Below are 22,463 nucleotides of genomic sequence, written 5' to 3' on the forward strand. Positions count from 1 at the left end.
AACAGCCGAAGCTTACTGCGGCAGCTTGTCGTCGACGCCCTTGACGTACCAGTTCATGCCCAGCAGATCGCCATCGGGAGCGACGACGCCGTCGGCATAGCGCTCCTTGCCGTCCTGATCGAAGATCGGACCGGTGAAGGGATTCCAGCCGCCAACGATCTTGGCCTCGGTCTCCTCGGCGAGCTTCTTGGTCTCGTCGGACATGTTGGTGTAGTCGGCCATGTGGACAGTGCCGTCCTTGATGCCTTCCCACACGTCTTCGGCCTTCCAGGTGCCGTCGAGAACGGCCTTGACCGACTTGATGTAGTGCGGGCCCCAGTCATCGACGATGGCGGTCATCTGCGCCTTGGGCGCAAACTTGATCATGTCGGACGACTGGCCGAAGCCCTTGAGGCCACGCTCCTCGGCAACCTGAATGGCGGCCGTCGAATCGGTGTGCTGGACGATGATGTCCGCGCCCTGGTCGAACAGCGCCTTGGCGGCATCGGCTTCCTTGCCCGGATCGAACCAAGAGTTCACCCAGACGATCTTGATCTTGAAGTCGGGATTGATCGACTGCGCACCCAGCATGAAGGCATTGATGCCCATCACAACTTCCGGAATCGGGAAGGAGACGATGTAGCCGGCGAGGCCTTTCTTCGATTCCTTGGCAGCGATCTGGCCGAGGATGTAGCGGCCTTCATAGAAGCGGGCGTTGTAGAGGCCCATGTTGGGGGCGCTCTTGTAGCCGGTTGCGTGCTCGAACTTCACGTCCGGGAACTTCTTGGCCACCTTCAGTTCGGGATCCATGAAGCCGAACGACGTGCCGAAGACGATGCCGCAGCCTTCGCGGGCGAAGCGCTCGAAGACGCGCTCGGCGTCCGGGCCCTCGGCGACGTTCTCAACATAGGCGGTCTCGACCTTGTCGCCGAGTTCCTTCTCCACGGCGAGACGACCCTGGTCGTGCTGATAGGAGTAACCGAAGTCACCGATCGGGCCGGTGTAGACCCAGCAGGCCTTCAGCTTGTCGGCGGCCGCGGCACCGGAGACGGCGCCGATGGCGAGCGCCAGGGCCGTACCGGCAAGAAGCGCGAGTTTCTTCATGTTCATTCTCCCCTGGTGTGGGTTTTCCCACGGTCTGTCACGGTCTTGAATGAGGCGCCGGCCGACCGTATCGCCGACGCTTGTCGCAAACCCCTCCCGCCTCAGCGGTCGGGTACGAAAGACTTGCCCAGGCTGCTGGGCGTGTTGAAAAGCGTTGCCCGCCGATTGCCGGAGATGGCGACCAACACGACCACCGTGGCAAGGTAAGGCAACATCGCCAGAAACTGCGACGGGAACCCGACGCCAAACGCCTGGGCATGGAACTGCAACACGGTCACCGCACCGAACAGGTAGGCCCCGACGGCGGCCCGCCACGGTATCCACGACGCGAACACCACCAGCGCCAATGCGATCCAGCCGCGACCGGCGGTCATGTTCTCCACCCAGAGCGGAGTATAGGCGACCGACAGATAAGCGCCACCCAGACCGGCCATGGCTCCGCCGAAGGCCACCGCGAGATACCGCACGCCAACCACCGAATAGCCGAGGGCATGCGCCGAGGTGTGGTTGTCACCGACAGCGCGCAGGATCAGGCCGGCGCGCGTCCGGTTGAGAAACCAGGAAACGCCGAACACGGCCGCGAAGGACAGATAGACGAGGATATCTTGCCCAAACAGGATCTTGCCGACGAACGGCAGATCGGTCAGGCCGGGAACATCGAGGCTCTGGAGCTTGAGGCCGGGCTGGCCGACAAAGCTCTCGCCCATCAGACCGGATAGGCCAAGGCCGAACAACGTCAATGCAAGGCCGGACGCCACCTGATTGGCAACCAGCGTCAACGTCACGAAGGCGAAGATCAGCGACACGAGCATGCCAGCGACGGCGCCACCGACGATGCCGAGCAAGGGACTGCCGGTAGAAATCGTGACGGCAAAGCCCGCGACGGCGCCCATCACCATCATCCCCTCGACGCCGAGGTTCAGGACGCCGGACTTCTCAACGACCAGCTCGCCGGTGGCAGCCAGCAGAAGCGGTGTCGCCGCCGTGATGATGGTGAGGATGATGGCCTCAAGCATGAGCGCTCTCCCCCTCGCGGCCGGTAACCAAGCGCACCTTGTAGAGGATCAGGGTGTCGGCAGCCAGCACGAAGAACAGCAGTACGCCTTGAATGACGGTGGCGAGCTTGGAGGACATCTGAAGGGATGTCTGGATGGCTTCGCCGCCCAGGTAGGACGAAGCGATGACGAGGCCGGCGATCAGGATGCCGATCGGATTGAGGCGACCGAGAAAGGCGACGATGATCGCCGTGAAACCGTAGCCCGGCGAAATCACCGGCTGCAACTTGCCGATCTCGCTCATCACCACCATCATGCCGGCGAGCCCAGCCAGCGCGCCCGACAGGGCGAAGGCGAAGGCAGTCATGCGGCGGGTCGAAAATCCGGCAAAGGAGCCGGCGCGCGGGCTCTGGCCAAGAACGCGAATCTCGAACCCCTTCAGCGTCGAGCGCATGACCACCGCCAGGACGATGACAAGGAGCAACGCGATCGGTGCGGAGAGATTGAGATAGATGCCTCCGACGTCGACGGCGTTCAGCACCGCCCACTCGTGGAAATCGATGGTGATCGGGAAGTTGTAGCCCTGCGGGCTGCGCCAGGGGCCACGGACCATCCAGTCGAGGAACAGGTTGGAGCAGTAAACCAGCATCAGGCTGGTCAGGATCTCGTTGGTGCCGAAGACGGTCTTGAGCTTGGCCGGAATCAGCGCATACAGCGCGCCACCGGCCATTGCCATCAACAGCATCAGCGGCAGAACCACCGGGTTGACGAAGTCCGGAAACAGGATCGGCGGGATCGACCCGACAATGGCGCCGATGGTGAGCTGCCCCTCGGCGCCGATGTTCCAGTTGTTGGAGAGGTAACAGACGGAAAGGCCAAGGGCGATGATGACCAGCGGCGTGGCCTTGGTGATCAGCTGCTCGACGCCCCAGAGCGAGGTGATCGGCTCCAGGAAGAAATACCAGATGCCGGTGAGCGGGTTATGCCCCTGCGCGGCAAAAACGATGCCTGCGAACACCACCGTCAGAGCCACCGCGACGACCGGCGACAGCACGCTCATCAGACGGCTTTTCTCGCTCCGCTTGACCAGTTCGAGGCGCATCATGCCGCCGCCGCTCCCTTTTTCTCGGCGCCGCCAGCCATCAGCAGGCCAACCTTTTCCGTCGTCAGAGTATCGGCGTCTTCCGCCCTGGACAGATAGCCACGCGAGATCACCGCGATACGATCCGCAATCTCGAAGATTTCGTCGAGATCCTGCGAGATGACCAGGATTGCGGCTCCCTTGCGGGACAGATCGATCAGCGACTGCCGGATCACCGCCGCCGCGCCGGCATCGACACCCCAGGTAGGTTGGGCGACGATCAGGATCTTTGGCGTACGCTCGACCTCACGCCCAACAACGAACTTCTGAAGGTTACCACCCGACAGAGAGCGAGCCTCGGGGTCCAGTACGCCCTTTCGGACGTCAAACAGGCTGGTCACGGTCTCGACGATACGGCCAGCCTTGCCGAAGCGGGTGAAGCCGCGCCGCGCAATGCCTTCACCGGTGCCATGCCGGGTCAGCACGACATTTTCGGACAGCTTCAACGCCGGTACGGCGCCATGGCCGAGGCGCTCCTCGGGCACGAAAGCCGCACCAAGCAGCCGCCGTTCGTTGATGTCCATCAGCCCGGCCGCCTCGCCGGCGAAAATGACCATGTCTTCCTTCTCGAGCGGTTCCTCGCCGGACAGCGCGTCGAACAGTTCCTTCTGACCGTTGCCGGCGATACCGGCGATGGCAACGATCTCGCCGGCGCGAACGGACAGGTTTATGTCCTGCAAGGACACGCCGAAGGCATCCTGCGAGACCTGCGTCAAGCCCTTGAGAAGAATGGCCTCAGGGCCAAGCTTTCCCTTCTCGCGGGTGACGCGGGTGATCTCGTTGCCGACCATCAGCTGGGCAAGCGTGTTCACCGTTTCCTTGGCCGGATCGGCCTCGGCCACCACCTTCGCACGACGCATGATGGTGGCATGATGACAAAGCGCCCTCACCTCTTCCAGACGGTGAGAGATGTAGAGAATGGCGCAACCTTCGGCAGCGAGGCGCCTGAGGGTGACAAACAGCTGGTCGGCCTCCTGCGGCGTCAACACCGATGTCGGCTCGTCCATGATGATCAGTTCGGGGTTCTGCAGCAGGCAACGAACAATCTCGACGCGTTGTCTTTCGCCCACCGACAGATCGGCGATGTGGGCATCCGGATCGAGAGGCAGACCATAATTTGAGGAAACTCGGGCGATGGTTTCGGCAAGTTCGCCAGTTGCCCGACAGTTGGGAAGCGCCAGGGCGATATTCTCTGCCACCGTCATGGCATCGAACAGCGAGAAGTGCTGGAACACCATGCCGACACCGAGCGCACGCGCCTCGGCTGGCGAGCCCACCGTCACCGGCCGCCCCTTCCAGAAAATCCCGCCGCTGCTTGGCTGCAGCGAACCGTAGATGATCTTGACCAGGGTCGATTTGCCCGCGCCGTTCTCGCCGAGCAGCGCATGGATCTCGCCGGGCATGATCTTCAGGCATACGCCGTCGTTGGCGGTAAAGTTGCCGAAACGTTTGGTAACGTGACGAACCTCGAGAAGCGGCGTATCGCCCCCCACCCGGCGGAGCATTTCTCCGGTGCTGTCCCCAGTCCCTTCGCCCATCAGAGCCGTCGTCCCCGTTTCACCGCGCTTTGTCTATTTTCTGTGCAACATACAAGCACGATTTCGCCCATTGGACGCGCCAAAAGATTCAGCCGGAATGTCCGAATTATTGGGCAGACTGCCTATTTTCTGATCTATTGCCCGATCGTCCGGCGTCGAGCGCTCCGCCCGGCGTCCTACGAAGTTTCTCGTCCACAATCAACAGTTCCGCCACAACGGAGACGGCGATATGCGCCGGTTCTTTCGAGGTTATCCCCGGCACACCAATTGGGCAGGTGAAAGCCCTGATGCGCGCTTCGGCATGACCAAGCTCGGCAAGGCGATGCTCGAAGCGAGCGCGCTTGGTGCGCGAGCCGATCAGCCCGATGTAAGGGAATCGGTCCTCGGACAAGGCTGCGTGCAGAATGTCGAGATCAAGGCCGTGATCGTGGGTCATGATCAACACGAAGGCATCGTCGGAGGCAGCCTTCAACTGGGCCGACGGCGTGCCGGTGACCACTTGCTCCAGCCGGGCGAGCGGTAGTTCGGGAAAGGCGCTCTGCCGACCATCGATCCAGCGGACATGGAACTCAAGCGGCGCCAGCGCCAACACCACGGCCCGGCCAACGTGCCCGGCGCCGAACAACAACAAGTCCCGCAGGGGCTCGCCGAAGCTCTCGTCGACCCCACCGCCTCGGCCAACGATCGCGGTCGGCGCGCGTCGTTCCGTTCCGACGATCCGGCGATCAATGGGCGCGTTGCCCACAATGCGACCACTCGTCTGGAAGGGCCCCGCCATCTCCGCCTTTGCGAGCTCGGCGACGGCCGCAAGCCTTGCGGCGGTGAAGAACTCGATCATCACACTGACAGCGCCGCCGCAACACTGGCCCATCGAAGGGCCAAGAGCCAGATCGAGATGCTCGCTGCCGTCGCGCCCCTCTTGCAGGCCGGCGACGGCCCGCTCCATCGCTTCAAGCTCCAGCCTGCCGCCACCGATCGTGCCGGAGATGGCCCCGCCGATCGACACGACCATGCGGGCGCCCGCCTCGCGCGGCGTCGATCCCCTCGCCCCGACAACCGTCACCAGTGCCGCGACGCCGTCGCGGTTCAGGAGACGATGAAGCGGGGCGAAGACTTCCTTCATGCCTCGCCCCGCCGCATGATCGCCACGGCCCGCATGATCGACTCCGGGGTCGCCGGCGCATCGAGCGGCGGTACCGCGCCGGGCTTCAGGCTGGCGACGGCATCGAAGATCGCCGAGAACACCGAGCATGCCAGCATCAGCGGCGGCTCACCGACCGCCTTTGACGAGTGAATGGTTTCTTCGCGATTGGCGCCGTCCCACAGACGGGTGTTGAAGACGGTCGGCACGTCGCCGGCCGTCGGGATCTTGTAGGTGGACGGAGCATGCGTCGAAAGCCGCCCCTTGTCGTCCCACACCAGCTCCTCGGTGGTCAGCCAGCCCATGCCCTGGATGAAGGCGCCTTCGATCTGGCCGATGTCGATGGCCGGATTGAGAGAGCGGCCGCAGTCGTGGAGGATGTCCACCCGATCTACCTTCATCTCACCGGTCATGGTGTCGATGGTCACCTCGGCGCAGGCAGCGCCGTAGGCGAAATACAGGAACGGCCGCCCTTCCGCCTTCTGACGGTCCCAGTGAATCTTGGGCGTGGAATAGAACCCGGAGGCGGACAGCTGAACGCGTCCCTCGTAACAGGACTTGGCGAGATCGGCGAAAGACAGCGAGCCGCCGGAATGACTTACCCGTCCTTCGGCGAACACGATGCTTTCCCGCAGAGCATTGGTGGTTGCCACCAAATGGGCGATCATCCGCTCCTTGATCTCGTCGCAGGCCGCGAGCGCGGCCATGCCATTGAGATCGGAGCCGGAAGAGGCGGCTGTCGCCGAGGTGTTCGGCACCTTGGACGTGTTGGTGGCCGTGATGCGAACCCGGTCGAGCGGTATGCCGAAGGCATCGGCCGCCACCTGCGCCACCTTGGTGTTGAGCCCCTGCCCCATTTCGGTACCGCCGTGGTTCAGATGAACCGAACCGTCGGCGTAGACATGCACCAGGGCGCCCGCCTGATTGAGGTGGGTCAGCGTGAAGGCGATGCCGAACTTGAGCGGCGTCAGCGCGATCCCCTTGCGAAGAATGCGGTTCTTCGAGTTGAAGGCACGGCATTCCTGCCGGCGCTTGACATAATCGCAAGAGCGCTCGAGGTCGGCGACCAGCTCCGGCAGGATGTTGTCCTCGACCTTCTGGCCATAGGGCGTCACATCGCGACCGGGGCCGTAGAAGTTCCGCTTCCTGATTTCCAGCGGGTCGATGCCGGTGACGATGGCGAGCGTATCCATGATGCGCTCGGCGGCCAGAATGCCCTGGGGACCACCGAAGCCGCGGAAGGCCGTGTTGGTCACCGTGTTGGTCTTCAGCCGTTCCGACTTCAACGCGACATTGGGATAGAAGTAGGCATTGTCGGCGTGAAACAGCGTGCGGTCGTTGACGCCGCCAGAGAGATCGGCCGAATAGCCGCAGCGGGCCATGAAGTCGATGTCGGCGGCCAGGATCTTGCCCGAACTGTCGTAGGCCACGGAAAAGGCCGTGGTCATATCGTGCCGCTTGCCGGTCATCACCATGTCGTCGTCGCGGTCGAGCCGGAGCTTGCAAGGCCGACCGGTAACCCGCGCGCCCAGCGCGGCCAGACAGGCCCACTGACTCGCCTGGCTTTCCTTGCCGCCGAAGCCGCCCCCCATGCGCCGGACTTCCACCGTCACCATGGCGTTCGGCAGGCCGAGCATATGGGCGACGCAGTGCTGGACCTCGGACGGATGCTGGGTCGACGAGTAGACGTGCATGTCGCCCGTCTCGCCGGGAATCGCCAGGGCGACCTGCCCTTCGAGGTAGAAGTGCTCCTGTCCGCCGTTGCGGATGACGCCGTCGAATCGACGTTGGGCACTGGCAAAGGAGCGAGCGACGTCGCCACGGCCATAGCCGTAATCGTCGAGCACCCGCAGCCCCTTGGACTTTGCCTCCTCGACCGAGAGAACGGGTGGTTCAGCCTCCCCCTCGAACAAAGCCAGCCGCGTCGCCCGGCGGGCGGCGTCGCGCGTTTCCGCCACGACGCAAAACAGCACCTCGCCCCAGAACTCCACCTCTTTGTCGGCGAGGATCGGATCGCCGCCGATCGACGTCGACCAATCGTTGCGGCCGGGAATGTCCGCCGCCGTCAGCACGGCGACGACGCCCGGCGCCTGCCGAACGCGGGACAGATCGATATCGCGGATTCGGCCGCGCGCCATGTCCGGGCAAAAACCCGGCGCGAGGTGCAGCGTACCGGTCGGCTCGACCATGTCGTCGATATAGACGGCGCGGCCGGTAACGTGCAGCACGGCGCTATCATGGGCGGTCGAACGATGAACGACCCGCTCGACGGCGACTTCGGAGATATCGGACTCGGGCGCGCTCATCAGACAACCTCCGCTTCCGGAGCCTCGCGGCGGCCGATGACGCGGGTGCGGCTCGTGGGGGCGCCTGCGCACTCGACCAGAGCCTTGGCAAGCAGCGCCTTGGCCGTTTCCATGCGGTAGGCCGCCGACGCCCGCATATCCGAAATCGGCGCGTAGTCCTCGCCGAGCGCCTCGATGGCAGCCCCCCAGCTCGCAGCTCGCGCCGGTTGGGCCCCAGCAAGGCGAGCCTCGGCGTTGAGGGCGCGCTTGGGTGTCGCCGCCATGCCGCCAAAGGCAATGCGCGCTTCGGTGATGACGCCATCGTCGATGGTGAAGCGGAAAGCCCCCATCACCGCCGAAATGTCCTCGTCGAAACGCTTGGAAATCTTGTAGGCGCGGAACACCTGGTTCGGCGCCAGTTTGGGAACCAGGAGACCGGCGACGAACTCGCCCGGCTGGCGGTCCTGCTTTCCATAGGCGATGAAGTAGTCCTCGAGCGGTAGCGCGCGACCATCCTCGCCATGGGCAAGCTCAAGCGTAGCTCCCAGGGCGATCAGGGCCGGCGGCATGTCGCCGATAGGGGACCCATTGGCGATATTACCGCCGATAGTGCCAACGGCGCGCACCTGACGCGAACCGATGCGACGGACGAGTTCACCGAGATCGGGATCAATGTCGGCGAAGGCGCCTGCGGCGTCCTCGTAGGTTGCGCCGGCGCCGAGGATCAACGCGTCGCCGACATCCTCGATCTGTCGGAGCGCCGAGACGCGACCAACGTGGATCACCTGCGAGATCGGCTGCATTCCCTTGGTCACCTTGAGGCCGACGTCAGTGCCGCCGGCAAGAAGCGTCGCCTCGGGGTATTTCATGACCAGTTGCGCCAACGCGGAAAGATTGGCCGGCGCGGCAAAGAAGGCGCTGTTGGAGCCGATGAACACATCCTGCCCGTCGGAGAGAAACTGCAAGAGCCCGGCGGTCTGGGGCATGGCTTCCGTGAACCGGTCGGCCGGCGACTCGGCCATGGCGGCGAGCGCGGCATCCACGATCGGCCTGTAGCCGGTGCATCGACAGAGATTGCCGGCCAGCGCGGTGACGACCTCGTCGCGCGCCGGCGGACCGTCGCGCCCTTCCTGATGATAGAGTGCGAACAGGCTCATGACGATGCCCGGCGTGCAGAACCCGCATTGCGAGCCATGCGCGTCGACGATCGCCTGCTGCACGGGGTGCAATCGGCCATCGGGCCAGGCGATATCCTCGACGGTGACAATCTCCTTGCCATCCATGGCGCCGAGGAACTGGATGCAGGAGTTGACCGGACGGTAGACGATCCGGTCATCCCGCCATTCGCCGATGACAACGGTACACGCACCGCAATCGCCTTCGTTGCAGCCTTCCTTGGTTCCGACGGCGCGTTCCCTGAGGCGCAAGTAGTCGAGCAGCGTCTCGGTTGGCCTGATGTCGTCGATTTCGACAATTCGCCCGCGGCGGACGATGCGGATCGAGTCGCGCATGGGCTCAGCTCCCGCGATAGGTTGAGTATCCGTAGGGCGAAATCAGCAGTGGCACATGATAGTGCGCCGAAGCGTCCGCGATGCCGAAACGGATGGGTACGATGTCGAGAAAGGCAGGGTCTGCAAGGGAGTGGCCGACAGCACGCAGATAATCGCCCGCGTGGAACACCAGTTCGTAGATCCCGGAGGAGAGAGCAGAGCCCGCAAGCAGAGCACCGTCGATGCGGCCATCGTCGTTGGTGATTGCCTCACGGACAAGGTCGCGGGCACCATCCAGGCGAATCGCCCAGAGTTCGATCCTCAGGCCGACGGCCGGTCGGCCCGTCGCCGTATCGAGCACATGGGTCGTCAGGCGCCCCTCAGCCAACGCATAGTCCTTCCCTGTTGGGACCGGCGGAAAGCCGGCTTCTCTCACAGACGTTTTGTCTGGCACGACTTGCCGTCTTTAGGAAGGGCCATTTCCCGAAACGGGGCCGTAGATCAAAGCTTTTCCAGCTGGAAACCGCGACTCGCCCAAAAAGAAAATAGTATGGGTTTCCAAACTCGTCGCGACTTTTTTGAAAGTGAGAAATCAAGATATGGATCGGGCGCCGTTGCGTGAAAGCCATCGGCGCCCGCCAAAAAATCAGTGCAGAATCTGCCCCAGGAAGAGCTTGGTGCGCTCGTGCATGGGATTGGAGAAGAACTCCTCCGGCTCGTTCTGCTCGACGATCTGGCCCTGGTCCATGAAAATGACGCGGTTGGCCACCTGGCGCGCAAACCCCATTTCGTGGGTGACGCAGACCATGGTCATGCCTTCCTCGGCGAGACCGACCATCGTGTCGAGCACCTCCTTGACCATCTCGGGGTCGAGAGCCGAGGTCGGCTCGTCGAACAGCATGATCTTCGGCCGCATGCAGAGCGACCGGGCGATGGCGACGCGCTGCTGCTGGCCGCCCGAGAGCTGGCCAGGGTACTTGTGCGCCTGCTCGGGGATCTTGACGCGCGTTAGGAAGTGCATCGCCACCTCCTCCGCTTCCTTCTTCGGCATCTTGCGCACCCAGATCGGCGCCAGCGTACAGTTCTCGAGGATGGTCAGGTGCGGAAAGAGGTTGAAGTGCTGGAACACCATGCCAACCTCGCGCCGAACCTCGTCAATCCGCTTGAGATCGTTGGTGAGCTCGATGCCGTCGACGATGATCTTGCCCTTCTGGTGCTCCTCCAGGCGATTGATGCAGCGGATGGTCGTCGACTTGCCCGAACCGGACGGACCGCAGATGACGATACGCTCACCGCGTTTCACGGAGAGATTGACGTCGCGCAGAACATGGAACTCGCCGAACCACTTGTTGACGCCGATCATTTCGACGGCGGTCTCGGATTCGGTGGCGGCGGCTAGGGCGGTGTCGGCCATGAATAGGGTCCCTTGGGAAGCAAGCGGGGAGCTGAGAAACGCGGTTTACCGCTTGTGTCCGGTGTTGAGCTTTCTCTCCATGTACATCGAATAGCGTGACATCGAGAAACAGAAAACCCAGAAAACGGCTGCGGCGAATATCAAACCCGTCGGAGCGATCGACGGGGTCGACCAGTTGGCGTCGGAAAAGTTCCGCTGGATCGATCCGAGGAGATCGTAAAGGCCGATGATCATCACCAGCGACGTGTCCTTGAACAGCGAGATGAAGCTGTTGACGATGCCGGGTATCACGATCTTCAGCGCCTGCGGCAGGATGATCAGGCGCATCGATTGCCAGTAACCGAGGCCGAGCGAGGCGGCGCCTTCGTACTGCCCCTTGGGTATGGCCTGCAGACCGCCACGAATGGTTTCGGCCATATAGGCGCCCGTGAACAGGGCGACGCCGATCAGCGCACGCAAGAGCTTGTCGAAATTGACGCCGTTGGGCAGAAACAGAGGCAACATCACCGATGCCATGAACAGCACGGTGATGAGCGGGACGCCGCGCCATATCTCGATGAACACCACCGACACGATCTTGATGAACGGCAGCTTCGAGCGACGGCCGAGCGCCAGCAGTATACCCAAGGGCAGCGAGGCCACGATGCCGGTGACGGCCACGACCAGCGTCACCAGAAGACCACCCCAATTGGAGGTCTCGACCACCGGCAGGCCGAGACCACCGTAGAGCAGCCAGAAGGTCAGGACAGGGAAAGCCGTCAGCATCAGCCACACGCCTTCACGCCGGCGCGGCATCTTCGGAATGGCAATCCAGGCAAGACCGGCAAAGAAGGCGATCATTACCAGCGCGGGGCGCCAACGCTCGTCAGCCGGATAGGATCCGAAGGTGAACTGGGCAGCCTTGGCGTTGATGAAGGCCCAGCAGGCGCCGACCGTCTCACCCCCCTTGGGCAGACAGGCATCGCGATTGTCGCCCGTCCAGACGGCATCGACAAACAACCACTTGAAAAGCGGCGGAATGAACCAAACCAGCAGGAACAGCATGGAAAGGCTGATGGCGATGTTGAACGGCGAGGAGAACAGGTTCTTGCGCGCCCAGCCCGGGAAGCCTCCGAGCGAGGCCGGCGGCGCCTCCGGCTCGAGAAAGTCGCGGCGGACGAAGACGGTGTCGGTTTCGATGCGGCTCATGACCGTCTCCCTCAACGTTCGACCAGCGCCACGCGGGCGTTGAACCAGTTCATCAGCGCAGCGGTGATGAGGCTCAGGGCAAGGTAGACCGCCATGGTGATGGCAATGACCTCGATGGCATGGCCGGTGATGTTGAGCGTGGAGCCGGCAAACACCGCCACCAGATCCGGATAGCCGATGGCCAACGCCAGGGACGAGTTCTTGGTCAGGTTGAGATACTGGCTGGTGAGCGGCGGGATGATGACGCGCATCGCCTGCGGCACGACGATGAGGCGCATGGTCTGGCGCGGGCGAAGGCCCAGCGAAAACGCTGCCTCGCTCTGCCCGGTCGACACCGCCAGAATGCCGGCTCGCACGGTTTCGGCGATGAAGGTGGCCGTATAAAGCGAGATGCCGAGCAGCATGGCGATCAGCTCGGGATGTACGACCATGCCGCCAGCGAAGTTGAATCCCTTGAGCTCGGGAATCTCGAACGACAGCGGTGCGCCGAGGACCACGAAAAGCACGACTGGCAGTCCGACGACAATTCCGAGCGAAGCACGGAACACCGGAAATGACTGACCGGTGGCGGCCTGGCGGTTCTTCGCCCAGCGGGCGATGGCCCATGCCAGCGCGACAGCAACCGGCACCGACCACATGACGATCTCGAAGCCTTCACCGGGGATCGGTCGTGGCATGGTCAGGCCACGATTGGAAAGATTGGCGGAAAACGGCAATACGTAGCCCTGCCGCGGACCGGGCAACACCGAGAGCACCGCCTTGTACCAGAACAGAAGCTGCAGCAGCAGCGGGACGTTGCGCAGCGTCTCGATATAGACGGTCGCCGCCCTTGCCAGCAGCCAGTTGCGGGACAAACGCGAAATGCCCACGACAAATCCGATGATCGTCGCCAGGATGATCCCGAGCACCGAAACGATGATGGTGTTGAGAAGACCGACCTTGAAGGCTTGTGCGTGCGAGGAATCCAGCGTGTAGTCGATGGGCTTCTGCGAAATGTCGAAGCCAGCCCGCATGTTGAGGAAGTCGAAGCCGAAGGGGATGTTGGCTGCGCGCAGGTTGGCGGCCGTGTTGTGAACCACCCAGACGGCGAACAGGATAAGGGCTAGCAGAACCAGTCCTTGAAAAACCCAGCCACGGATCGTCGCATCATAGAGGACGGCACGAACCCAGGACCGAGGTGTTTCGTCAGCCGTCTTGTCTCGGAGCGTCATGTCAGGCCTCGAGAGAGGGCGCCCGGTCGGCGCCAAAAGCACGCTTCACTATGCAAAGGAAATGCCGCCACGGGTCACGCGCCCAGCAGGAGCGATAACCAACACTCGCGCATCACCACATCCAGCCACGAACAAGCGCAGCCGGTCGCGACGCGAACCGATGCATTCCATTGTTCCGAAAGGAGGGAAAGCGCCGTTCAAGGCGCTTTCCCCTGTCAGTTCACTCAGCGGATCGGCGGGGCGTACTGCAGACCGCCCTTGGTCCACAGCGCATTTAGACCGCGAGCGATCTTGAGCGGCGAGCCTTCGCCGACATTGCGCTCGAAGGACTCACCGTAATTGCCGACGCCCTTGATTATGTTGTAGGCCCAGTCCTTGGTGAGGCCGATCGGCGTACCGAAATCGACACCCTCGCCAACGCCGAGCAGGCGCTGAACCTCAGGATTCTCGGACGACTTCATCTCGTCCACATTGGCCTGGGTGACGCCGAACTCCTCGGCGATCAGCATGGCGTAGTGGCTCCAGCGAACGATGGACTCCCACTGGTCGTCGCCCTGGCGAACGGCCGGCCCGAGCGGCTCCTTGGAGATGATCTCCGGCAGAACGATGCTGTCGTCCGGATTGGTCATCTTGAGGCGGATCGAGTAGAGGCCGGAGGCGTCGGTGGTGTACGCATCGCAGCGGCCGGCATCATAGGCGGCATCCGCCTCTTCCTGCTTCTCGAAGACGACGGCATTGAACGTCATGCCGTTCGACTTGAAATAGTCGGCGAGGTTGAGCTCGGTGGTCGTGCCGGACTGCACACAGACCGACGCGCCATTCAGGTCCTTGGCGGAGGAGACGCCGAGCGCCTTCTTCACCATGAAGCCCTGGCCATCGTAATAGTTGACGCCGGTGAAGGTGATGCCGAGCTGCGTGTCGCGGCTCATGGTGTTGGTCGAGTTGCGGGCCAGCATGTCGATTTCTTTCGACTGCAGGGCCGTGAAGCGCTCCTTGGCCGAGAGGCCGGTGTACTTCACCTTGGACGGATCCCCAAACACCGCAGCGGCAACGGCACGGCAAGCGTCGACATCGAGCCCCTTCCAGTTGCCGGCATCGTCCGGCGCACCAAAACCGGCAAGACCGGCACCGTTGACACCGCACTGCACAAAGCCTTTGGCCTTGACATCATCAAGAGTGCCCGCGGAAGCGGCAACAGCACCCGCCCCCAGGAAAACGGCGCCAAGAAGCAGAGTCTTGAATGTGTTGGAACGCATGAATGTCTCCCCTGATGACCAAGAGGCGCGGCGTGTGGGTGCTATTTTTCTTGTCGACACCCGCTTCGATCGTCGAGCGCCCGAAGCGCACCCAATCCACCGAGCCTCACTCAAAGCAACTCCCACAGGAACCCCACCGCAAACAAAGCCGTGGAATAGAAACCGATGAAAGCCGCTCCACGCCCGCCAAACCAGCGAGCTTCTCAACTACTAGATTACAAATTATGCCGATGGTCAATCGCAAAGCGCCTCAAATTGACCACAAACTACACATGCGCAAATGATAATCGAAACGCCGCCTACATAATATGCAACCAGGTTATTTTTTATCCATAGACCCTGTTGCTTAAGATAAACTCGAGCAGCGAACCAGCACAACACGAGAACCGCCCTGCGGAAAACTGGAAAAGGGCCGCGCGAGCGCCACGTGTTTCCACGTAGAAGATCGTAACCTTGGGTTTTTACGCATCACCACGCTCCGCACGCGCCGGCGTTGCCGTCGACGACAGACAGAGCTAGAGCGCCACCCGGCCATGGCGACCGCGCTCAGAGCTCATCACTTGGTCCAATAGGACTCAGGCCTTGGGCTGGAAGGTGTGCTCCAATCCAGGAAAGCTGCGCGCCTTGACCTCTTCGGCATAGGCGGCAGCCGCCTTGGACACTTCGGTTCCGAGATCGGCAAACCGCTTCACGTGACGGGGAATGAACTCGTTGTAGAGACCGAGCATGTCCTCGCTGACCAGGATCTGGCCGTCGCATTGGGGCGATGCACCAATGCCGATCACGGGGATCGGCGATTCCGCGGCGATCTCGCGAGCCAGCGGCTCCATGGTCCCTTCCAACACGAACGCAAAGGCGCCGGCTTCGGCGACGGTGCGGGCGTCAGCCTTGATCTTGGCGGCCTGGAACTGGTTGCGCCCTTGCGTCTTGTAGCCGCCGTAGACATTGACCATCTGCGGCGTCAGGCCGATATGGCCGAGCACCGGAACACCGCGCTCGGTCAGAAAGCGGATGGTCTCGCCCATCTCTTCGCCGCCCTCGAGCTTCACGGCCTGGGCGCCCGTCTCGGCGAGAACGCGCGAGGCCGAGCGGAAAGCCTGCTCGCGACCTTCCTGGTAGGAGCCGAAGGGCATGTCGACGACCACAAGCGACGTCGTCGACCCGCGCACCACCGCCGCGCCATGGGCGATCATCAGGTCAAGCGTCACCGGCAAGGTCGTCTCGAAACCATAGACAACCATGCCGAGCGAGTCGCCGATCAGCAGGAAATCGACATGCGGGTCCAGCAAGGCAGCCATCGGCGCCGTATAGGCCGTGAGGCTGACGATCGGGCGCACGCCCTTCAGAGCCTTGATGTCGGCGACCGAGACGCGGCGGGAGCGGACAGGAGCACTCATGTCAAAACCTCCTGGACCGAGGTCCGGGTTGTGTCTCTTCAGGGAACGGTGACGACGCGCTGATCGATGAGGCGCGTGCGGCCGATACGGACGGCGATCATAAGGGCAATTGCCGGAGGCGGCGCCTTGGGATCGACCGGCTCAAGCGTGTCCGCCGCTGCCACGGCGACGAGATCCGGCTCGGCGAGCGGCTCCGCATCCAGAACCCCGAGGATGATCGCTTCGATCTTTCCAGCGTCCACGAGACCGGCACCGATGGCTTCGGCGGCCGCTGCGAGTGAGCGACTGAGCACAGGTGCGGCAGCGCGCTCTTCGGCCGACAGGTAGACGTTGCGTGACGACAGCGCGACACCGTCGACATCGCGCACGGTCGGTACGCCGACGATCTCCAACTGGAACGAAAGATCGGCGACCATGCGCCGGATCACCTGAAGCTGCTGATAGTCCTTTTCGCCGAAGTAGGCGCGGTCCGGCTGAACGATATTGAACAGCTTGCCGACAACCGTCGCAACACCGCGGAAGTGACCGGGCCTTCGCTCCCCTTCCATGCGAGCCGAAAGACTTTCCACCTCTATGTGGGTGACGATCGGACGCGCGTACATTTCCTCGACCGGCGGCGCGAACACGATGTCGGCGCCATGGGCGGCCAGCAACGTGCGATCGGCGTCAAGGTCGCGCGGATAGCGAGCGAAATCCTCGTTGGGGCCGAACTGCAGCGGATTGACGAACACCGATGTCACGACAATGTCGTTGTCAGCCCTTGCCCGATCGACAAGGCTGGCATGGCCACGGTGAAGGTATCCCATGGTCGGGACCAGACCGACACTCTTCCCCGCGTATCGCGCCGATCTCAGTCGCTCACGGAGTTCGGCAATCGTGGTCACGGTTTCGAGCGGCAATCTTACCTCCGGCGCCTTCGCTTGGTGCGTCCTTTTACTGCCGTCAAAAACGCTTTGTCACCCAAGAATTGGGCAGGCTGCGAAAAAGCCAGCCAGCGATCTCGACCGCAGATCGACCGAAAGTGATCGGAGCCGCGTCTTTGATCGGAGATGCGTAAAGTTTTAGCCATTTGTTGATAGAATTATTCATCTCGTAACGTTCAAGGTGGCACAAAAGGCTTCTCAGCCCGGCTTTTGCCGAGTGAGTGAAAACGATATTCACAGGTTGCGCCGCGCCCGCGCCGCCGCCTGGAACTGAATGAGGTGCATGATGTCTCGCCACCGTAGTCTCGAACGGTTCTCGCCTTTCGATCCGCGAGCCTTGGCGGTGGATATCAAGGGCTCGATCGGCGTCATCATGGCGATTGCGTTGGTGGTGCTGATCGTGGCGGTTGGCGCCGCCGTCGATCTCGCCCAGGCGCTGCGCGCAAGGGAGATCCTTCAGGGCGCTCTCGACCAGGCAACCATCCGCGCCGCTCTGACCACCGGTCCGGGCTATGTCGAAGCGGGCCGCGCGACCCTTGCCGCAAATCTGGCGGACACCGGCGTCGCCGAAGAGAATCTCGGGTCCAGCTTCGTCCGCAACGCCGACGGCAGCGTTTCCGGCACTGCGACCGTCACCGTACCGCTGTCTTTCATGGGAATTGTCGGCAAGAACGACATGTCGGTCGGTGTCGCCGCCAAGGCAACGCCGAAGACGGCAACGACCACCACCCCGTCGGGTACGGTCTGCATCCTGCTCACCTCGAAGAACTCGCAGGCACTGCTTGTCAACACCGGCGCCACGATCAAGGCTCCAGACTGCGAAATCCACGTGCAATCGAGCGCGGGCACCGCGGCCATCTTCAACGGCGGCTCCACGATCAACTCGAAGAAGATCTGCATCAAGAGCGCCAGCATCATCGACAACGGCGGCACACATCCCAACCTTGAAAAGGGTTGCTCACCCGCCAGCGATCCCTATGCCGGATCACTGCCTGCCATTACGATAGGCGCCTGCGACTACAACAGCCGAAACATCGATAAAGAAGCCTACACGTTTGAGCCCGGAGTGCATTGCGGCGGCGTCAACTTCAACAGATCGAACACTGTAGCTACATTCAAACCCGGTCTTTACATCATCAAGGGCGGGGACTGGAATATCCAGGGAACGCTGAGAGGAACCGACGTCACCTTCTATTTCGCGGATACGTCGAAGTTTCAGTTCAACTCCGGCGCCGCGACCTATCTCAAGGCTCCAACCAGCGGCCCCTATGCCAACATCCTGATGTTCGAGACCACGGCCAACAGCAGGATGACGCAATGGCCATGGAATGACAGTCCAGGGCATGAGCTTTCCGGTCTCATCCATCTTCCGAGTCGGCAGCTGACCATGAACGCCGGCATGACCGCCTCGCTCGACAAGATGACCATCGTCGCCGACAGCCTGATCCTGAACCAGACCAACTGGAACCTGGCCCCCGACGTGACGGCCATTTCCAACGGCTCGACGAAGACAACAACCACGACCAGTGGCGTCTTCCTGTCGCACTGACGAAAAAGCCCGGAGCTACAGCCCCGGGCTTCGGTCCTCTCAGGAAACACGCCGCCCCTCAGGTAATGACATCCGGGGCCTGCCGACCGGTGCGCGACTTGATCTCGGCCAGCGTGTCGGCCGCCTCGATCACCTTGGCCAGCGCGGCCTGCGCGTCCTGCCCATGCTTGGCAGCATCGGGTTCGAAGCTTTCGAGATAGACGCGCAGGGTCGCGCCCTCGGTGCCGGTTCCCGACAGGCGGAACACGACGCGTTCGCCGCCCTTGAACAGAATGCGGATACCCTGCTTCTTGGTCACCGAACCGTCGACCGGATCGTTGTAGGCGAAGTCGTCGGCGCTCGCGACTTCCAAGCCCGCCACCTTGGTGCCGGGCAACGTCGGCATCATGTCGCGCAGCCTGCTCACCAACCCCTCGGCGGAGGCCGTATCGACCGCCTCATAGTCGTGGCGCGTGTAGAAGGTGCGGCCGTATTCGGCCCAGTGCTTCTCCTGAATGTCCTTCAGGCTCTCGCCGCGCACGGCGAGAATATTGAGCCACAGGAGGACCGCCCAGAGACCGTCCTTCTCGCGCACGTGGTCGGAACCCGTTCCCGCACTTTCCTCTCCGCACAGCGTCACCTTGCCAGCGTCGAGCAGATTGCCGAAGAACTTCCAGCCAGTCGGCGTCTCGTAACAGTCGAGGCCCTTCTTGGCGGCGACGCGATCGACGGCGCCGGATGTCGGCATCGAACGGGCGACACCGGCGAGCCCCTTGGCGTATCCCTTGGCGAGGTGCGCGTTGGCTGCCAATAGCGCCAGGCTGTCGGACGGCGTCACGACGGCGCCCCGGCCAATGACGATGTTGCGGTCACCATCGCCATCGGAAGCCGCGCCGAAGTCGGTTGCCTCGGGCGATGCCATGAAGTCATAGAGCTCCTTGGCGTAGATCGGATTCGGATCGGGATGGCCGCCACCGAAGTCGGGCAGCGGCACCGCATTGACGACGCTGCCGGGAGCTGCGCCGAGCTTGCCTTCGAGAATTGCCTTGGCATAGGGCCCGGTGGCCGCGTGCATGGCGTCGAAGCGCAACGTGAAACCGGACTTGATCAAAGCGGCGATCTTGTCGAAATCGAACAGCTTCTCCATCAGTTCGACGTAGTCCGCGACAGGATCGACCACCTCGACCTCGGTGTCGCCAGCCTTCGAGAGACCCAGACGATCAAGGTCGACGTCGGCGATGTCGGCGACGCGATACTCGGTGATGGTCTTGGTCGCCGCGAAGATGGCATCGGTGACGTTCTCAGGCGCCGGCCCGCCGTTCGAGCCGTTGAACTTGATGCCAAAATCGCCATCCTCGCCGCCGGGATTGTGGCTGGCCGACAGAACGATGCCACCAAAGGCGGCGAGCTTGCGAATGACATTGGAAGCGGCCGGCGTCGAGAACAGGCCGCCCTTGCCGATCACCAGTTTCCTGGCGCCGTGAGCGACCGCCATCTTGATGATGGTCTGGATGGCTTTGTCGTTGAAGAAGCGGCCGTCGCCACCGATCACAAGCACCTTGCCGGTGACGCCACCGACTCCGGCGAAGATCGCTTCGACGTAGTTTTCGAGATAGCCCGGCTGCATGAAGACGCGGGTCTTCTTGCGGAGGCCGGAGGTGCCCGGCTTCTGGCCGTCGATCGGCTTGGTGGCGATTGTCTTGATCTGCATTCCCTGTCACTCCCCGAGAGGCAATGTCATCCTATATCAATTTCTCAGGCCTTTACCTCGACGAAAGCGAGGAAGGTGCGCCCCGGAACCTCGACCGCCTGCCAGGCGCGGCGCGGTGTCGCGGCTGCGGGACGCCCGGTCGGCATGTCAGACGTCAGGATCGGCTTCCAGCTATGCTCTTCGCGCGTCGGCGGCAGGTGAAACCGTCGGTTGGCGCGGTGGGCATTCAGCATGAGATAGACAGCCTCGCCATCCGCCTCGACATGCGGCAACGCCGAATCGCGCAACAACACGCCAAACGCCTTGCACTCATGGCTGTTCCAGTCGCCGCTCGTCATCGGTCGCCCGGAAACGGCAATCCATTCGACGTCCGACAGGTCGTCCTGCGGCCTTGGCGCTCCATGCAGGAAGCGCGTCTGCCGGAAAACCGGATGTGACTTCCTCAGACGGACGACATAGGCCACGAAGTTCGCCAGCTCCACGTCGTCGGCTTGGCTCCATGTCACCCAGCCGACCGGATTGTCCTGACAGTAAGCATTGTTGTTTCCGAACTGGCTGTTGGCCAGCTCGTCACCCGCCAGCAACATCGGCGTGCCCTGCGACAGAAGCAGCGTTGCAAGCATGTTGCGCATCTGCCGCTTGCGCGTGGCGACGATGACCGGATCGGCCGAAGGCCCTTCGGTTCCATAGTTGGCGGAATGATTGTCGGAATGACCGTCCCTGTTGTCTTCGAGATTGGCTTCGTTGTGCTTGGCCGCATAGGAAACCAGGTCTCTCAGCGTGAAACCGTCATGCGCCGTAATGAAGTTGACGGACGCCGAGGGGCGACGATTGGATCGATCGAAACGATCGGGCGAGCCCAGAAGACGTGCGGCCAGTTCGGGCGCCACCAGTTCGTCGCCGCGCCAGAAGGCGCGTACCGTGTCGCGGAAACGGTCGTTCCACTCGGAGAAGCCGGGCGGGAAGTTGCCGAGCTGATACCCGCCGGGCCCGATGTCCCACGGTTCGGCGATCAGCTTCACGGTCGACAGCAGCGGGTCTTGACGCAGGGCCGTCAAGAAGCGGCCCTCAGGGTCGAAGCCTTGTGGTTCGCGCCCGACCGAGGTTGCGAGATCGAAGCGGAAGCCGTCGACGCCGATCGCCTCGACCCAGTAGCGGAGCGAGTCCAGAATCATCTGGGTTACGCGCGGATGGCCGGCATTCAGCGTGTTGCCGGTCCCGGTGTCGTTGATGTACCAGCGCGGACGATCGGGATTGAGCCGGTAGTAGCTGGCGTTGTCGATGCCACGAAAGCTCAAGGTCGGTCCGAACTGATCGACCTCGCCGGTGTGGTTGTAGACGACGTCGAGCAGGACTTCGATGCCCGCCTCGTGCAGGGCGCGCACCATGTCGCGCACGCGATCGATGACCGATGCATCCCGGGCGCCATGATCGTAACGCGGCTCCGGCGAGAAGTAGCAGAGCGGCGAGTAGCCCCAGTAGTTGACCAACCCCTTGCGGGTCAAGAAACCGTCGTCGACGAAGGCCTGGATGGGCATCAGCTCGATCGCGGTTATGCCGAGCTTCGTGAGATGCTCGATGGTCTCCGGCGCACCAAGTCCTTCGTAGGTGCCAACCTTGGCGCGCGGCAACCGAGGCATCTGCATGGTCAACCCGCGAACATGGGCCTCGTAGATCACAGTGTCGCGCCAAGGACGCTCCGGCCGGAAGCTGACGCAGGGTGGCACCTTGGAATCGATGACCAGCGCCTTCGGCACGACTCGGGCGCTGTCACGAGTGTCGAAGCTGGCATCGTCAAGCGTCACCGGCTGATAGCCGGCCATAAGGTCGTTCGAGCGCAGCCGCCCCGTAAGAACCTTGGCATAGGGATCGATCACCAGCTTGTGCGGGTTGAACCGATGCCCTCGCTCCGGATCATAAGGGCCGTGAACACGGAAGCCATAGGGGGTGCCGATGCCAATTCCCGAAACGTAACCGTGAAAGACCTCGTCGGTGCATTCGGGCAACGTCAGACGCGCGTGCTCGAAGCCGGTAAGCGGCTCGAACAGGCAGACGTCGACGCGCGTCGCATTGGCCGAGAAAATGGCGAAGTTCACGCCATCCCCGTCGAACTGTGCACCAAGGGGATACGGCCGCCCGGACCGGATCGTCACCGTCATGGG

General features: G+C 62.7%; 17 protein-coding genes. 1 reads left to right on the forward strand and 16 read right to left on the reverse strand.

The annotated features are described in order from the left end of the window. Positions 1-12: 12 nt before the first annotated feature. The 14 genes from M4J40_RS11395 to panC all read right to left on the reverse strand — a co-directional run bounded on the left by M4J40_RS11395 (position 13) and on the right by panC (position 17,038). Positions 13-1,083 carry a BMP family ABC transporter substrate-binding protein gene (locus M4J40_RS11395; RefSeq protein WP_251754287.1) on the reverse strand — a complete coding sequence of 357 codons (1,071 nt, stop codon included), beginning with the start codon at positions 1,081-1,083 and terminating at the stop codon, positions 13-15. A 101-nt stretch (positions 1,084-1,184) separates the two neighbouring features. Then, on the reverse strand, positions 1,185-2,099 hold the full coding sequence (locus tag M4J40_RS11400) for an ABC transporter permease (RefSeq protein WP_251754288.1): 915 nt from the start codon (positions 2,097-2,099) through the stop codon (positions 1,185-1,187). Next, positions 2,092-3,180 (reverse strand): ABC transporter permease, encoded by a 1,089-nt coding sequence (locus M4J40_RS11405; RefSeq protein WP_251755586.1) that lies wholly within the window; start codon positions 3,178-3,180, stop codon positions 2,092-2,094. Before M4J40_RS11405 ends, M4J40_RS11400 begins: the two co-directional genes overlap by 8 nt. Next, a complete protein-coding gene (locus M4J40_RS11410; protein ID WP_251754289.1) occupies positions 3,180-4,724 on the reverse strand; it encodes an ABC transporter ATP-binding protein in 1,545 nt (514 codons plus the stop codon). The genes M4J40_RS11405 and M4J40_RS11410 overlap by 1 nt, the downstream gene beginning before the upstream one ends. 139 nt (positions 4,725-4,863) lie before the next feature. Beyond that, a complete protein-coding gene (xdhC, locus tag M4J40_RS11415; protein ID WP_251754290.1) occupies positions 4,864-5,880 on the reverse strand; it encodes a xanthine dehydrogenase accessory protein XdhC in 1,017 nt (338 codons plus the stop codon). Next, entirely contained in the window at positions 5,877-8,204 is a 2,328-nt protein-coding gene (xdhB, locus tag M4J40_RS11420; protein WP_251754291.1) for a xanthine dehydrogenase molybdopterin binding subunit, read from the reverse strand. The genes xdhC and xdhB overlap by 4 nt, the downstream gene beginning before the upstream one ends. Then, entirely contained in the window at positions 8,204-9,694 is a 1,491-nt protein-coding gene (xdhA, locus tag M4J40_RS11425) for a xanthine dehydrogenase small subunit (protein WP_251754292.1), read from the reverse strand. Before xdhA ends, xdhB begins: the two co-directional genes overlap by 1 nt. 4 nt (positions 9,695-9,698) lie before the next feature. Further along, on the reverse strand, positions 9,699-10,061 hold the full coding sequence (uraH, locus tag M4J40_RS11430) for a hydroxyisourate hydrolase (RefSeq protein WP_251754293.1): 363 nt from the start codon (positions 10,059-10,061) through the stop codon (positions 9,699-9,701). A 258-nt stretch (positions 10,062-10,319) separates the two neighbouring features. Then, positions 10,320-11,087 carry an amino acid ABC transporter ATP-binding protein gene (locus M4J40_RS11435; protein ID WP_251754294.1) on the reverse strand — a complete coding sequence of 256 codons (768 nt, stop codon included), beginning with the start codon at positions 11,085-11,087 and terminating at the stop codon, positions 10,320-10,322. A 45-nt stretch (positions 11,088-11,132) separates the two neighbouring features. Beyond that, a complete protein-coding gene (locus M4J40_RS11440) occupies positions 11,133-12,275 on the reverse strand; it encodes an amino acid ABC transporter permease (RefSeq protein WP_251754295.1) in 1,143 nt (380 codons plus the stop codon). Between the two features lie 11 nt (positions 12,276-12,286). Next, positions 12,287-13,486, reverse strand: coding sequence for an amino acid ABC transporter permease (locus tag M4J40_RS11445; protein WP_251754296.1), 1,200 nt, complete (start codon positions 13,484-13,486; stop codon positions 12,287-12,289). Positions 13,487-13,710: 224 nt separating this feature from the next. After that, the gene (locus M4J40_RS11450; RefSeq protein WP_251754297.1) at positions 13,711-14,742 is read right to left on the reverse strand and encodes an amino acid ABC transporter substrate-binding protein; all 1,032 of its coding nucleotides are present in this window, start codon (positions 14,740-14,742) and stop codon (positions 13,711-13,713) included. 575 nt (positions 14,743-15,317) lie between these two features. Continuing rightward, positions 15,318-16,139, reverse strand: a complete 822-nt coding sequence (gene panB / locus M4J40_RS11455; protein WP_251754298.1) for a 3-methyl-2-oxobutanoate hydroxymethyltransferase — start codon at positions 16,137-16,139, stop codon at positions 15,318-15,320. A 38-nt stretch (positions 16,140-16,177) separates the two neighbouring features. Next, on the reverse strand, positions 16,178-17,038 hold the full coding sequence (gene panC / locus M4J40_RS11460; protein ID WP_251754299.1) for a pantoate--beta-alanine ligase: 861 nt from the start codon (positions 17,036-17,038) through the stop codon (positions 16,178-16,180). A gap of 307 nt (positions 17,039-17,345) precedes the next feature. On the opposite strand from panC, the gene M4J40_RS11465 reads away from it, so the two are divergent. Further along, complete coding sequence (locus M4J40_RS11465) at positions 17,346-18,611, forward strand: TadE/TadG family type IV pilus assembly protein (protein ID WP_251754300.1); 1,266 nt, start codon at positions 17,346-17,348, stop codon at positions 18,609-18,611. A 58-nt stretch (positions 18,612-18,669) separates the two neighbouring features. Here M4J40_RS11465 and M4J40_RS11470 read toward each other — a convergent pair whose 3' ends face one another. Continuing rightward, on the reverse strand, positions 18,670-20,301 hold the full coding sequence (locus M4J40_RS11470; RefSeq protein WP_251754301.1) for an alpha-D-glucose phosphate-specific phosphoglucomutase: 1,632 nt from the start codon (positions 20,299-20,301) through the stop codon (positions 18,670-18,672). Positions 20,302-20,345: 44 nt separating this feature from the next. Then, positions 20,346-22,460: a glycogen debranching protein GlgX gene (gene glgX / locus M4J40_RS11475; RefSeq protein ID WP_257235208.1), complete on the reverse strand. Its 2,115-nt coding sequence runs from the start codon at positions 22,458-22,460 to the stop codon at positions 20,346-20,348. Between the last annotated feature and the right edge of the window lie 3 nt (positions 22,461-22,463).

Origin of the sequence: Pleomorphomonas sp. JP5, from assembly GCF_023721815.1 — a bacterium.
GTDB lineage: Bacteria > Pseudomonadota > Alphaproteobacteria > Rhizobiales > Pleomorphomonadaceae > Pleomorphomonas.

Excerpts from the sequence above, each read along its gene's own strand:
- M4J40_RS11405 (WP_251755586.1), bottom strand. The coding sequence starts at position 3,180 with ATGCGCCTCGAACTGGTCAAGCGGAGCGAGAAAAGCCGTCTGATGAGC.
- xdhA (WP_251754292.1), bottom strand. The coding sequence starts at position 9,694 with ATGCGCGACTCGATCCGCATCGTCCGCCGCGGGCGAATTGTCGAAATC.
- M4J40_RS11465 (WP_251754300.1), top strand. The coding sequence starts at position 17,346 with ATGATGTCTCGCCACCGTAGTCTCGAACGGTTCTCGCCTTTCGATCCG.
- glgX (WP_257235208.1), bottom strand. The coding sequence starts at position 22,460 with ATGACGGTGACGATCCGGTCCGGGCGGCCGTATCCCCTTGGTGCACAG.
- M4J40_RS11440 (WP_251754295.1), bottom strand. The coding sequence starts at position 12,275 with ATGAGCCGCATCGAAACCGACACCGTCTTCGTCCGCCGCGACTTTCTC.
- M4J40_RS11435 (WP_251754294.1), bottom strand. The coding sequence starts at position 11,087 with ATGGCCGACACCGCCCTAGCCGCCGCCACCGAATCCGAGACCGCCGTC.
- xdhB (WP_251754291.1), bottom strand. The coding sequence starts at position 8,204 with ATGAGCGCGCCCGAGTCCGATATCTCCGAAGTCGCCGTCGAGCGGGTC.
- M4J40_RS11400 (WP_251754288.1), bottom strand. The coding sequence starts at position 2,099 with ATGCTTGAGGCCATCATCCTCACCATCATCACGGCGGCGACACCGCTT.
- M4J40_RS11410 (WP_251754289.1), bottom strand. The coding sequence starts at position 4,724 with ATGCTCCGCCGGGTGGGGGGCGATACGCCGCTTCTCGAGGTTCGTCAC.
- panB (WP_251754298.1), bottom strand. The coding sequence starts at position 16,139 with ATGAGTGCTCCTGTCCGCTCCCGCCGCGTCTCGGTCGCCGACATCAAG.
- M4J40_RS11445 (WP_251754296.1), bottom strand. The coding sequence starts at position 13,486 with ATGACGCTCCGAGACAAGACGGCTGACGAAACACCTCGGTCCTGGGTT.
- M4J40_RS11450 (WP_251754297.1), bottom strand. The coding sequence starts at position 14,742 with ATGCGTTCCAACACATTCAAGACTCTGCTTCTTGGCGCCGTTTTCCTG.
- M4J40_RS11470 (WP_251754301.1), bottom strand. The coding sequence starts at position 20,301 with ATGCAGATCAAGACAATCGCCACCAAGCCGATCGACGGCCAGAAGCCG.
- xdhC (WP_251754290.1), bottom strand. The coding sequence starts at position 5,880 with ATGAAGGAAGTCTTCGCCCCGCTTCATCGTCTCCTGAACCGCGACGGC.
- M4J40_RS11395 (WP_251754287.1), bottom strand. The coding sequence starts at position 1,083 with ATGAAGAAACTCGCGCTTCTTGCCGGTACGGCCCTGGCGCTCGCCATC.